11 protein-coding genes and 2 riboswitches are annotated in these 13012 nt (G+C 34.2%); of the genes, 2 read left to right on the forward strand and 9 right to left on the reverse strand.

What is annotated here, in order from left to right; all coding sequences use genetic code 11:
• Window positions 1-4: 4 nt before the first annotated feature.
• Both NKR20_RS17970 and NKR20_RS17975 read left to right on the forward strand, forming a co-directional pair.
• Window positions 5-2026, forward strand: coding sequence for a hypothetical protein (locus NKR20_RS17970; protein ID WP_253427954.1), 2022 nt, complete (start codon window positions 5-7; stop codon window positions 2024-2026).
• A 211-nt stretch (window positions 2027-2237) separates the two neighbouring features.
• Window positions 2238-4061, forward strand: coding sequence for a hypothetical protein (locus NKR20_RS17975; RefSeq protein ID WP_253427956.1), 1824 nt, complete (start codon window positions 2238-2240; stop codon window positions 4059-4061).
• 33 nt (window positions 4062-4094) lie between these two features.
• Here the strand turns inward: NKR20_RS17975 and sfsA are convergent, their stop codons facing one another.
• The 9 genes from sfsA to istA form a co-directional block, all read right to left on the reverse strand.
• A complete protein-coding gene (gene sfsA, locus NKR20_RS17980; protein ID WP_121215050.1) occupies window positions 4095-4784 on the reverse strand; it encodes a DNA/RNA nuclease SfsA in 690 nt (229 codons plus the stop codon).
• 96 nt (window positions 4785-4880) lie between these two features.
• Window positions 4881-5423: a VUT family protein gene (locus NKR20_RS17985; protein WP_121215049.1), complete on the reverse strand. Its 543-nt coding sequence runs from the start codon at window positions 5421-5423 to the stop codon at window positions 4881-4883.
• Between the two features lie 8 nt (window positions 5424-5431).
• Window positions 5432-5476: riboswitch (PreQ1 riboswitch) on the reverse strand.
• 10 nt (window positions 5477-5486) lie between these two features.
• Window positions 5487-5987, reverse strand: a complete 501-nt coding sequence (queF, locus tag NKR20_RS17990) for a preQ(1) synthase (RefSeq protein WP_121215048.1) — start codon at window positions 5985-5987, stop codon at window positions 5487-5489.
• 112 nt (window positions 5988-6099) lie between these two features.
• A riboswitch (PreQ1 riboswitch) is annotated at window positions 6100-6146 on the reverse strand.
• Between the two features lie 167 nt (window positions 6147-6313).
• The gene (locus NKR20_RS17995; protein WP_121215047.1) at window positions 6314-7837 is read right to left on the reverse strand and encodes a malate:quinone oxidoreductase; all 1524 of its coding nucleotides are present in this window, start codon (window positions 7835-7837) and stop codon (window positions 6314-6316) included.
• Window positions 7838-8344: 507 nt separating this feature from the next.
• Complete coding sequence (locus tag NKR20_RS18000) at window positions 8345-8620, reverse strand: hypothetical protein (RefSeq protein WP_121215046.1); 276 nt, start codon at window positions 8618-8620, stop codon at window positions 8345-8347.
• A 148-nt stretch (window positions 8621-8768) separates the two neighbouring features.
• Entirely contained in the window at window positions 8769-9386 is a 618-nt protein-coding gene (locus NKR20_RS18005; RefSeq protein WP_121215045.1) for an NUDIX hydrolase, read from the reverse strand.
• A 151-nt stretch (window positions 9387-9537) separates the two neighbouring features.
• Complete coding sequence (locus NKR20_RS18010; protein WP_253427964.1) at window positions 9538-10719, reverse strand: methyl-accepting chemotaxis protein; 1182 nt, start codon at window positions 10717-10719, stop codon at window positions 9538-9540.
• Window positions 10720-10777: 58 nt separating this feature from the next.
• On the reverse strand, window positions 10778-11494 hold the full coding sequence (gene istB / locus NKR20_RS18015) for an IS21-like element helper ATPase IstB (protein ID WP_121216053.1): 717 nt from the start codon (window positions 11492-11494) through the stop codon (window positions 10778-10780).
• A complete protein-coding gene (gene istA, locus NKR20_RS18020) occupies window positions 11491-12990 on the reverse strand; it encodes an IS21 family transposase (protein ID WP_097075058.1) in 1500 nt (499 codons plus the stop codon). Before istA ends, istB begins: the two co-directional genes overlap by 4 nt.
• Window positions 12991-13012 lie beyond the last annotated feature (22 nt).

Raw genomic sequence — 13012 nt, forward strand, 5'->3', positions numbered from 1 at the left:
AAAGATGAATACAGTAATAAAAGAAAAAAAGACAACTACTGCCACTAGAAGAAAAACAACTGCAAGAAAAAAAACAACTACAACTAAAATCAGCCCTTTAGAGAAAAAATTTGAAACAGCTCTAGAGACATTGAATCAAGCAAAACCTTTTGCAAAAAGCTTATATCAAACAGATGTTTATCAATTAGCAAACGAACTGGCATCTACTATTGAAGGAATGTCAGTGCTCTTTAAATATGCTCATTTATTTGACCAAGCAGGCGTATTCCTGAATGGAGATTGGGAAGATCTAACAAAGTTACAACCTCCATTTGTAGGTGGCTCCCTAAGACTAAGAGGAATCTACTCAATTCTTGAACTATTAAGTGAAATGAGAATGCTTGCTATTGCAAAAGGAACTTATAAACATGAGAGCTTAAGTTCTGAGCATGCAAGTTCATTCCTTAATGAAGTATTAGCTCTAAACCTCGATTTACTGTTTCCTGAAGAACAAGAATCGGAACTAGAAGAACATCTAATTCGAGCTCAAAATTTATTTACCTACCTGCAACAAGAACTTTCCTGTGAATCAGTGGCAGAGCAAATGGTTCAGGAAATAAAACGTATCACTGTTCAACGTCCTATCATTACTAAGAGAATCATTGAGTTAATTGAGAATTCGAAGTTACTAATCAATGACGAGATTGATAGTAAATTTGCGGAGGAGCTTGCAAAATACTCTAGAGCAATTGATGCTCCTACACCTTTAAGTTTAGAAGCAGCTGATCAAAGAGACTATCGATTAAAATTAGAGCAAGCTTCTAGAGAAGAACTGATTAGTGAAGCTGAGCGATTTGCTGAATCAATGAATGAAACTGGACTTGTATCGCCTTACCATGCGATTCTACTTCGTTTCCTAAACCGTAAATATCAAGAGATTATTCCAAGTGCATTGCATTTAACTGAATCTGGTATCACAAGCTTTAACGAAAATATAGACCTAATTCACGATATTATTCAGCTGTCTATCTATCCTGAAACGAAACAAGCAATTTATGGGCTTACTAAATTGCTCAATCGAGGAGTTCTTAAGCTTGAGACATTAATTCCTGCATTACGTCAGTTATTTGAACTACCAATTCATGCCGAAGTAAAAAATGGCTTATCAAATTATATTGGATTAAATGGTATTAGCATCAATGGTATTTTAGTTGCTGGAGTTGTAAGTGTTATTGGGCAACCATTAGGAATTGGGCAAGGGGTGAACCCAATCTGCCAATCTGCTAGAGCAATCTCACTTTGGGCTCAGTATGATATTGAAAAACTCCTTACATTGATTACAACAGCTGCTCGCGATAATAATATCGAAATGACATTCGAAGGTGAACTAATCAACTCTAACCTTCTTCTTGATGGGGTTGTAACTGCAAAATTACAAGATTTAGATCCAGTTTCTATTATTCTAGTTCCTCATCTTGATAGAATTTATAATGAAATGATGAAACGTACCCTACTGCGTGGAGAAGATGGTCATAAGTGGGTAAATCGTGAATTTTATGGGGAATGGATTCCAAGTGGATTTATTAATGTTATCGATCCACTAACATTAAAAGTGACAAACTACCCTACATTCGTAAAACTTTTCTATGCAACACATCATCCTGACTACAATGAAGGTTACAAAATGTTGTATCCAAACCCAGTGGGAATATATTTAACAAATGTCCATGGAGAATTACTCGGACTTCACGCTGTTTCTATCCAAAGAATCGAAAAAGATCAACATGGCGAGTGCAGAATTTACTTCTACAATCCGAATAATGATAGCACTCAAAATTGGGGGCAAGGTATTAAAGCTAGTGTGACTGGCTTTGGTGAACTTGAGGGAGAATCATCCTTACCGTTCCATGAATTTGTTTCAAGAATGTATGCATATCACTATAATTTATATGAACAAGGTGATACTTACATGGTTGAAGAATCCATCGTTGAAAAGGTTGAAACTTTAGCCAAAGATAGTTGGGGCAAAAATTATGAATGGGCATAATAAGGTTGCTTCCTAAATCATACATTTTAATAACCAATTTGACAAAAGACCCGAATTTTCTTCGAGGTCTTTTTTATTCCTCATGGTTAAACAATTTGAAATAATATTTATTTCGTGGTACATTAATCGAAATTTTAAAATATTCTAAAATAAGAAGTTTTCAAACAATTTTAACTGTACTTTTGGAAATTGCTGAAAGGAGGACGAACAAATGGGACTTTACCTTTACTCATCAGAGAATTCATTTCAGAAAGCCTTTCAACATCTACTGCTTGCACCGACATCAAGTAAAAAGTTTTTTCAGCAAACCGTTTTTGACCTCGCCTCAGATCTTCTCAAAGAACCAAATGGATTGGAAAAAATTTATAGGTATGCACATCTCTTTGATTCTTCTGGATTATTTATTGGAAAACCATGGGAAGACGTAACGAAATTAAATCCAACCCTTGTTAGAGGGACTCTTCAAGCTGGTGGAACGACAGAAGTTGCAGAAATTCTAAGTGAATTAAGAATTCTTGCAATTGCTAGAGGGGAATATGTACATCCGGAAATGAATGCTCTAGAAGCAACCGAGTTTTTAACGAAGGTATTGGCTTTAAATATCGACTTATTAATAATGAAAGAAACGGAAGAAAACCGAGTTAAACAACTTTATAAAGATGAACAGGCATCTGAAATATTGAGGTTCATTTCAGAGCATTGCTTTTCAGAACGGGTATTTGAAAACCTTTATCAAGAAGTTGATAATCTTGCCGTACAGAGGCCTATTATTACTGATAAAATATTAAAATTAATTACAAGTGCAAAAAAGTTAGCTGGCGGGTTAGAAGAAAAAGACTCGAAGTTAACTCGTTATGAAAATGCTGTTTACTCTCCAACTGATTTGGCAACCGATACTTTGGAGAGTTATGAAATAAAACTAAAAACATGTGATGATACAATTTTAATTAAGGAAGCACATCAGCTAAAAAACACGATGGTACAGACAGGTCTTGTGTCCCCTTATCATGTTGTATTTTTAAAATTTATCGCCAATGAAAAACAACACTTACTTGAAAGTATGTTAACTGTAGATAATATATCAAAGACCAATTTAAATGCTAATCTTCCAATTATTTTATCCTTAATTTCTTCATCAATTTCTATTGATACGCGAAGAAGCATATATGGGTTACTTTGTTTATTACAACGGGACATATTTACAAAGGAATTTGTCCAAGAGTTAGAACAATTAATGTCATCAGCAATCCATGAAGAAATTCTCATTAATATTAATAAATTAAAGGGAATTCAAAATGTTGATTTTATTAAATCCTTAATCGTATCAGAAATGATTAATATTTTAGGGACGCCTTTAGGCATTGGCCAAGGATTTAATCCTACTTGTCAATCAACAAGAGCACTTAGTTATTGGTCTCAAAATGAGCCAACAATGTTGTTAAATATGATAAACACCTTCTTAAAAACAGCAAACTTGACAATAGAATTTGAAGGGAAAAAAATCTCGTCAAACTCACTTCCACAAATTCCTTTAGAAGATGAGGAGCATATTGATTTTATCTCCTATTTGGTAGTACCACATCTTGATTCAATTTACTTTGAAATGTTAAAAGCTGCAGATGGTCGGGGGCAAGATCCTCATAAGTGGATTAATCCTGCCTTTCATATAACAGGGATATGGTCGGGGTTTTCAGATATCTATAGTGATTTGAATTTTCTAGATAATTTTTATTATTATTATCACCCCACTAATAATCCAAATGTCAACAGAGGACTGCCTCAACCGGTAGGCATTACAATTTACAATCGATCAGGTCAAGTGCTTGGTGCCCATGCTATCCTCATTCAACGTGTTGAAAATGATCCAAAAGGCGTAACGCGTGTTTATTTTTATAATCCAAATAACGATAGCTTACAAATTTGGGGTAAATCTATTCGAACAAGTGTTAATGGAAATGGAGAGCTCCCTGGTGAATCCTCCCTTCCATTTGAAGATTTTGTACAGTTCATTTATGCCTTTCATTATCCACAATAATTGTTTGTTTAGGGGACTATTTGGAATAGTCCCCTAAATCAAGCTTACTGGAATTTGCTTATCTATAAATAAGCTATCTTCCTCAACAATTGAATCATAGGCAATAATTTGTACTCCTTGTTGGGCTGCCTGTAAAAGTCTATCAGCGAAATTTGGATCCATTTCTCGATTCGGGGTAAAACTTTTGCATCCTTTCATTTGGATTACAAATAATATTGTGCCTTTATAACCTTCTTGAACTGCTTGGCACATTTCAAGTACATGTTTCATTCCTCTTAAAGTAGGTGCATCTGGGAAACTAGCAACCTCATTTCTCTCTAACGTTACACCTTTTACCTCTATAAATCCCTTCTCATCACCATTTTCATAATAAAAATCAAATCGTGACTCACCAAATGTTACTTCTTTTTTTAAGAAATCAACTTTCCCAATTTCCTTAATTTTTCCTTCCTTTAACGCTTCAAATATTACTGCATTCGGTGCTTGAGAATCGATATTAATCCATTTGTCATTTTTATTAGCAGCAATGATTGAATAATTAGTAGTTCTTTTAGGGTTATTACTTTTTTCCAAAAGCACTTTGTTATCGGGATATAAAAGTTCTTTTAATCGTCCAGTATTTTTCACATGTACCCGCTCTACACTATCGTTAATTGATACTTCTGCAACAAATCGGTTCATTCTCTTAATTAACGTACCTTGTACAACTTGTTTATATCTCATTTTTTCGCTCCTTAAAGACCAACTTCCCTAAATATAGTTTATCAATTTTAATATCTAACATAAAAAAAGACCATCAAGAGATGATCTTTTAAATAATTATGATTCTGTAATAGCTTGTTTCCCGTTTAAACTGTATATTTTCCCAAATACAATTGCTCCAATCATTTGAATCAATGACTTTACGATAAATTGACCTGCTATAGCAAATGGTATTGCTTCCCAAGGTAAAGCTCCTGCTCCTAATGGACTTAACCCAATAACTACGAAAATTACTGAGTCCAGAAGTCCACCAATAATTCCACTATAGAATACACGCCATGCCATTGATACTTTTAAACGTGAATAGATTTCGGTATCCGCAGTTTCAGAAATTAAAAATGATATCGCTGAAGCTGCTACAATCATTAATGTGTCGCCTAACATGGAAGATACAACCGCAGATAAAACTAATGCAATAAAAATAAACAAATAGGTCTTTTTTCGACCATACTTATTTTGTACAAGATCTCGGAAAATGAAAGTTGCTCCAACTAAAAGCGTTCCCATTGGTACAATAAATATCCCTAATTGCATTGGTGCAAATGCTGCAGTTACTACATTGGCAATGACTATTGATAATAAATAAAATAAGATTCTCATATTCACGTCTCTCCTTAGTTTTTTATAGAGGGTCAGCTAAGAACCTCTTTTTTGTTGATTATTTTAACGGTTATCAATTTTTTCCGGGTTAAGGTCATGATTCATTAATCGATAATTAGCCATTTCCTCATATTTCGTTCCTGGTCTTCCATAGTTACACCATGGGTCAATTGAAATACCACCACGTGGAGTAAATTTCCCCCAAACTTCAATATAACGAGGGTCCAATAACTTTATTAAATCGTTCATAATAATATTTACACAATCTTCATGGAAATCCCCATGATTACGGAAACTAAATAAGTAAAGTTTCAACGATTTACTCTCTACAATTTTCTTATCTGGAATGTATGAAATGTACATTGTTGCAAAATCCGGCTGATTTGTTAATGGACATAAACTCGTAAACTCCGGACAATTGAATTTAACAAAATAGTCTCGATTTGAATGAAGATTATCTACCGCCTCTAATACTTCAGGTGCATATTCAAATGCGTATTTTGTATTTTGATTTCCTAGTAAAGTTAAGTCTTTCAAACCTTCTTCATGGCCTCTGCCAGACATAAAAAAGCCTCCCTTATGTATGTTTCCCAATACTTGTAAGAGAGGCGTCTATAAAAAATGATAAAAACATATAAAAAGCCACATCCAATTATGGACATGGCGTAATAGACATGTTTCCATAGTTTTTTATAGAGGGTTTCAGCTATGAACCTCTCCCGTTCAAGTACGGGACATTCTTTTACTAAAATAATAATATATGAAACAGAAATGAACGTCAAATAACTTATAAAATTTTAACTTAGCGTTAAGTTTATATTTAAAGTTTCAGGGTATTTTAATTAGAAAAGAACCTTTAACCATCAGGATGATTAAAGGTTCAAAGTTTATTAAACTGTTTCTAATACTTTCTCTTCATTAGAAGTTGCTTGATCTTTATCTAAACCTAGAGTTTTAGCAGTTGAATCAAGAAGTTCTTTGAAAAGTTTTGGATTTTCTACTAATGATACACCGTAAGATGGAATCATTTTTTTGATTTTTGGTTCCCAGCCTTTCATTTCTTGTGGGAAACATTTTTTCATTACTTCAAGCATTACGTGAACAGCTGTAGAAGCACCTGGTGATGCACCAAGTAATGCTGCAATTGAACCGTCAGCAGCACTTACAACTTCAGTACCGAATTGTAGCGTACCTTTACCAGCTTCAGTATCTTTAATAACTTGTACACGTTGACCAGCAATAACGATATCCCAATCATCTGATTTAGCATTAGGGATAAACTCACGTAATTCTTCAATACGTTGCTCTTTTGAAAGCATAAGTTGTTGAATTAAGTATTTTGTTAAAGGCATTTCTTTAACGCCTGCTGCTAATAACGTTGTAAGGTTATGTGGTTTGATTGAAGCAAATAAATCCATATATGAACCAGTTTTTAAGAATTTAGGTGAGAATCCAGCAAACGGTCCGAATAATAATGATTTTTTACCATCAATATATCTTGTATCAAGGTGAGGAACTGACATTGGTGGTGCACCAACTGCCGCTTTTCCGTAAACTTTTGCATGGTGTTGTTCTGCGATTTCTGGGTTATTACAAACTAAGAATAATCCACTAACAGGGAATCCACCAATATGTTTACCTTCAGGAATACCAGATTTTTGTAGTAATTCTAAGCTTCCTCCACCAGCGCCTAGGAATACAAATTTCGCTTTATAATATTTCGCTTTGCAACCATCAAGGTCATGTACTACAACTTCCCATTGACCATCATTAGTACGTTTTAAGCTATGAACGCTGTGTTTGTAGTTAACTTCAACATTTTGTTGTGCTAAGTTGTCAACAAGCATACGTGTTAAAGCTCCGAAGTTTACGTCTGTACCAGAGTCAATTTTTGTAGCTGCTAATGGCTCGTTGAATACACGATCCTTCATCATAAGTGGAATCCATTCTTTTAGTGTCTCTGGATCATCAGAGAATTCCATACCTTCGAATAGATGACTTTTTGACATTGCATCGAAACGATTTTTTAAGAATTTAACGTTATCTGCCCCATGTACATAACTTAAGTGTGGTAGAGGCATAATAAAATCTTGTGGGTTACGAATTAAGCCTTTTTCAACTAGATATGCCCAGAACTGTCTTGAAAGTTGGAACTGTTCATTGATTTTAAGAGCTTTGCTAATATCTACAGAGCCATCTGGTTTTTGAACAGTATAGTTTAGCTCACATAACGCAGAGTGACCTGTACCTGCATTATTCCATTCGTTAGAGCTTTCTTCTCCAGCTTTTTCGAGCTTTTCAAACACTTTAATTTCCCATTCTGGTACTAATTCTTTTAGTAACGTTCCCAAAGTCGCACTCATAATCCCAGCACCGATTAAGATAACGTCTGTTTGTTCATGTCTGTTACTCATAATAACCTTCCTTATCTCCCCTATTTTTCAAAAAAGATGTAGGCGCTCTCCTTAGGTGTTTCAAAAGTCGACTGTCCTAGAACACACCTTTTCTGTATCTATTAAATCTTCAATATAGTATAACACTAATATTTATAGATTGAAATATCTACTATTATATGATAATACCTATAAAATGCTAGTGAAAAGATGTTTCAAATAAAATCATTAAAAACAAAGTAAAAATTTAAAGTAAGATTACTAACGTGACCTATTATACCATTAATACAATAAAATTTAAGCCATCATTATTTGCACCTATATCCAAAGATATACAAGTAAGAGAAAATTTCATACCTTTTACAGTTTAGTTCAATAAAAAGTGACAATTAATTTGTGACATAGTAATTCAAATATTTAGTATATCTCATTCCTAGTAGAACATCTTATTAAATAGTACACATGTCCATATACAGACAATAAAAAACGTTATTCTGCCCCTTTGGAGCAGAATAACGTTCCTATTAATTAATCTTCCACTATATCTTGTACTTCCTCGATTTGCTGTTTCAATTGTTCTAAATGTGCTATATTTTGCTCGATGATATCCATATGTTCATTATGTTCTATTGCATTCATTTTTGCATTCTCTGCATGTGAAATGGCATTAAATGCATGCTCTACCGCAATTTCTTGTGGGTGTGACATTGCCTGCTTAACTGCGCGGTCTGCCTTTTGAACAGAGTTACTAAATAAAGTACTTGGGTGATCTTGTTTCCAACTTTGATCCGTATGTTTTGCCATATTTCCCTTCCTCTCTTTTTAGATTAGATAATGCTTATCTAAAGCATAGTATTGTAAAGAGGAACACAAAATATGTATACATAGGATTTCGTAATATGGGAAACGGGAGTGTCTGAAAATTTGTTTTGAGACTCTCATCAAATATAAACTACAGTTTCTTTAATTGCTCAACAAAGTGTTTTAAAATTCTTGCTGTTAATCCCCAAATGGTATATTTTCCATAATCAAAGAACCATTCTTCTATAGAACGAGTTCTCCACTGATAATTTGCTCCATTCATAATTTTTTCAAACGGGAAATCAGCTTTAGGAGCAATTTCAACAGATACTGAGTGCATATAAGGCTCATATTGTAAAAGCCATTTAACAGGTACTGTAAACACCTCTTCGACTTCATCTTTATTGAACGAAAGCTGATGATAATCCAGTGTTGCAACAGAAGGATATACGACAAATGAAGGGGATGCAATATAGGGGCTTAATTCACCAATAACATTTATTGTTTTAGGATTTATGCCAAGCTCCTCGGAAGTTTCCCTTAAAGCAGCAGCTAGTGGAGATGAATCTGTATCATCAATCTTTCCACCAGGAAAACTAATATCCCCAGGTTGCTTTCTCAAAGTGAAGGAACGTACTTCAAAAAGGATATGCCATTCATTTTCTATTTCCACAAGGGGAATCAAAACTGCTGACTTAAAAGCTGTCTCTTCACCGATAAAATGAAATTTATTCTGCTGTATTTGATTTTTCAGTTTTTCTAAGAACATATTCTCCCCCATTACTTTAAACATTTTCATCATTCCTTAATTATCATTTTATTCTAATTAAAAGTAACAAGCTAGGACATACATTAATCTAAATATATATGTAAGTTTTAAAAAAACATACCCACTCGATAGGATTCGAGTGGGTTATTTATTAATATGCAATTACCTGTTCTAACTCAATTGTACTATTATGAACCTTTTCAAATAATTGTTTTAATTTTTCTAATGTCTCTTCTACTTCAATAATCATTGAAAGTAACTCTTCACTATTGGCAGCATTTCTTTCAATACTTTCATTTAAATGGGTAAAGATTTGTTGAACATCTTTTTCATTGGATGATAAAATTGCAAATTGCATATTTAAATTATTAATTTCAGTAGCAGTGTTTTTCGTTTCACTAATCAAGTTTTCAATCTGATCAACAGATGCTTCTACATCCGTATGACTACCTTTTATAAAATCTGTTAGCTCTAAGTTTGCTTCATTTGTAGCAGCTACATCAATTTGAATTTCGTGTAGAATTTCCCCTATTTTTTCCGTAGCAGCTTTGCTGTCTTCTGCAAGCTTTTTAACTTCTTCTGCTACTACAGCAAAACCTTTCCCAGCTTCTCCTGCTCTTGCTGCTTCAATTGATGCATTTAAAGCTAAGAGATTCGTTTGTTCAGAAATTCCTTGAATCACTGAAATAATGCTACTAATTTCAGTAGAATTATTTTGTAGCTTTTCAAGTCTTCGTTGGTTTGTGTTAGTCTCAAAACCAATCTTTTTAATAAAGTCTGACATTTTTTTAAGTCCCTCAATGCTGTTATTAGCATTATTCGTTGTTTTAACGGAGACATCCTTCAACTTAATGTTAATATCACTTGCTTGATTTACTGCATTGCTCATTTTAGAAACGATTTCATTTCCTAATTCTACATTTTCTAATTGCTTTTGATTAATAATAGCAGAATCATGAACTGCCTGAGAAAGTTGTCCAATATTTTCTAACATGTGGATCATTTTATCTTTAAAATCACTTTGTACATACGTTAAATTTTCTGTGCTTTTTTCAATTGTTTTAAATACATTTTTGCTTTCGTCAATTACATATTGGATAGATTCTTGTATTTTTTTCAATTCTACTTCATCTCTAGTACCTACAGAAACAGAATCTCCCTCTGTTCTCATATTTCTTAAAACTCCAGAGAATCTTTGTAGTTTGTTTGAGAATTTTGTAATGATAAAAATTAATAGACTGATGAATAACACTGTTACTACTATTACTGCAATTGCTATATTTGTACTAGATTTTGTAAATGCTCCTTGCGCCTCAATTAATGCATTTGGCAATCAAAAAATGTAATAAATGGTCATTAATTTTGCGACCACTTGCCAACACTATTTTTACTTATTTTCGAATACTAGAATTACGGTATCGATAGCTTTCTCCAGTAAAGATGATTAAATGTGAATGATGGATTAAGCGATCGATTACCGCCTCTGTTAAAATTTGATTCCCAAATACATGATTCCATTGTCCAAATTGAAGGTTCGTCGTAATAATGACGCTACGCTTTTCATAACACATCGAAATCACTTGAAAGAGAAGCTCTGCCCCTTCTTTTCCTAACGGAATATAGCCTAGCTCATCAAGAATAAGGAGGTCTAATTTATCAATTTGGTTCATTAATTTATTCAGCTGCCCTTTTTGATTCGCATCAATCAGTTGATTAACGAGTCCTGCAATTGTGTAAAAGCGTACTTTATGACCAAACTTAGTAATGGCATTTAATGCAATGCAACGACTTAAGTAAGTTTTTCCAGTGCCTACACCACCGTAAAGAATAAGATTCTCCTTTTCAGAGATAAACTGTCCATCCCATAAATCCTCTTTCGATAATGTTTTGGCTAGTTGCACATGCTGCCAATTAAACGGCTCATGACCACTTTGAGGCAACTGCGCCTGCTTTAATAATAAATTCAGTTTTGTTGCTTCACGATGCTCAATTTCTCGTGTAAAGAGCTGCTCTAGAAACTGAATTTGATCAGCGGTTAATTCCGCAATATGTGAACGTAACTGACTTAATTTCAAACGTTTTGCACAATCCTCTAGTAGCTGCGTCATGATTTCTCCTCCATTTTAAAAAGATCATCATAGTGACTTGAACCTCTAGTCACTTCTGGCAGTTTAGGGATTTCCTCAGAGGTTTGAATGTCCTGATAGAGCTGCTGATTGAATTTTTGTGCATTAAAAGCCTGCCTAATTTGTTCAGCCGAAGGATGCCCATTACTAGATGCGGTCATCAACGCTTCGTTTAGTTGACCAAATGTAGCTACGGTCATTAATTCTGCTAAAAGTGATAGTGCTGCCTTTTGCTCATCTTCCGTAGAGGCTTTTAAATAGGCTTGCCATTCTGATGGTAAATGATCATATACACCCGAATATTTAATTGCTTTTGGCCGTTGTGCCAATAATTTTAAATAAGGTTGCCAAACCATAGATTTGGCCTGATTGCCATACAATCTCGGATGCTTTACAATGCATTCATAGTTTTCGTTTAAAATCCGAATTTCATCATACAGAACTTCTACGAACACTTTCTTTTGCGCAAAACGCGGTGAAGTAGAATAAAGTTTTGAATCGATGTGCACAAATCCAGATTTGTCTGCTTTCGCAGTCATGATACGAGCGCAATTAAACTCCTTTTCTGGTAAAACTAAATGTTTTGCGACGGACTCTAAATGAAGTTCAGACTGCTTTCGCTTCTTTTCATAGTGAATCCGTTCCCAGTCTTTCTCAGCCTTTTCCCATAATTGCTCATTCAATTCATTTAAATCTGTAAGCGATAGCGCAGGTAATAAATAGTTGTTTCGTGAATACTTCACCATGTTTTCAACGTGTCCTTTTTCATTTCCCTTGCCAGGATTACAGAATTCATATTCGAATCCATAATGTAAAACAAAACGTTCGAACATGTCCGTTAACTCACGCTCTCCCTTTGCGTGAATCTTTTTAACCGCAGGTGAAAGATTGTCAAAACGAATTGTTTTAGGTACGCTACCTAACCGTTTAAATATACGTTGCAGACCTTCTAATAGACATTCTGTATTTTCGGATGGAAATACCTGAAAGTAGAATGTATTTGAATAAGGAAAAGACATTACTAAAAATGGTAAATCTATTATTTCCCCTGCATATTTAAAAGGGGCTTTCCCAAAATCAACTTGTGCAGTACCTTTATGCGCCTCTAATGGAAGTACAGCACTTTCTGCTTCTTTCTTTAACTCTTCTTTTCGCGAGCTAACATAACGTCTTACAGTTCTTGCTGAACCTTTAAATCCATGTTCCTCAACTAACTGCGTATACATGCGTTTTGCAGTACGCTGGAACTTCTTTTTCATTTTTAAATCTTCTTCAAGCCAACTATTTAAGATCGGTTTTACGGCATCTAATACGGGCGATTTGCGTTTTTGCTTTAACTTTTGTGGAAACTCTTCTAAATCAGCGTACTTTTTAACTGTACGTTGATCATGATTTACGCTTTCTGCAACTTCCTTGTAGGAACGCCCTTTATGATTAACTTCATGTCTGATATAATTAATTTCTACCACTTGCAACATCTCCTATATTACCTCCTGTTAA

The sequence above is a fragment of the Ureibacillus endophyticus genome (assembly GCF_024159215.1).
Lineage (GTDB): Bacteria > Bacillota > Bacilli > Bacillales_A > Planococcaceae > Ureibacillus > Ureibacillus endophyticus.

What these genes read in the sequence shown, in the direction of transcription:
- NKR20_RS17985 (WP_121215049.1), bottom strand. Translation starts at nt 5,423, where the DNA reads ATGAGAATCTTATTTTATTTATTATCAATAGTCATTGCCAATGTAGTA.
- NKR20_RS18005 (WP_121215045.1), bottom strand. Translation starts at nt 9,386, where the DNA reads ATGTTCTTAGAAAAACTGAAAAATCAAATACAGCAGAATAAATTTCAT.
- istB (WP_121216053.1), bottom strand. Translation starts at nt 11,494, where the DNA reads ATGACGCAGCTACTAGAGGATTGTGCAAAACGTTTGAAATTAAGTCAG.
- istA (WP_097075058.1), bottom strand. Translation starts at nt 12,990, where the DNA reads ATGTTGCAAGTGGTAGAAATTAATTATATCAGACATGAAGTTAATCAT.
- NKR20_RS17995 (WP_121215047.1), bottom strand. Translation starts at nt 7,837, where the DNA reads ATGAGTAACAGACATGAACAAACAGACGTTATCTTAATCGGTGCTGGG.
- NKR20_RS17970 (WP_253427954.1), top strand. Translation starts at nt 5, where the DNA reads ATGAATACAGTAATAAAAGAAAAAAAGACAACTACTGCCACTAGAAGA.
- NKR20_RS17975 (WP_253427956.1), top strand. Translation starts at nt 2,238, where the DNA reads ATGGGACTTTACCTTTACTCATCAGAGAATTCATTTCAGAAAGCCTTT.
- NKR20_RS18000 (WP_121215046.1), bottom strand. Translation starts at nt 8,620, where the DNA reads ATGGCAAAACATACGGATCAAAGTTGGAAACAAGATCACCCAAGTACT.
- sfsA (WP_121215050.1), bottom strand. Translation starts at nt 4,784, where the DNA reads ATGAGATATAAACAAGTTGTACAAGGTACGTTAATTAAGAGAATGAAC.
- queF (WP_121215048.1), bottom strand. Translation starts at nt 5,987, where the DNA reads ATGTCTGGCAGAGGCCATGAAGAAGGTTTGAAAGACTTAACTTTACTA.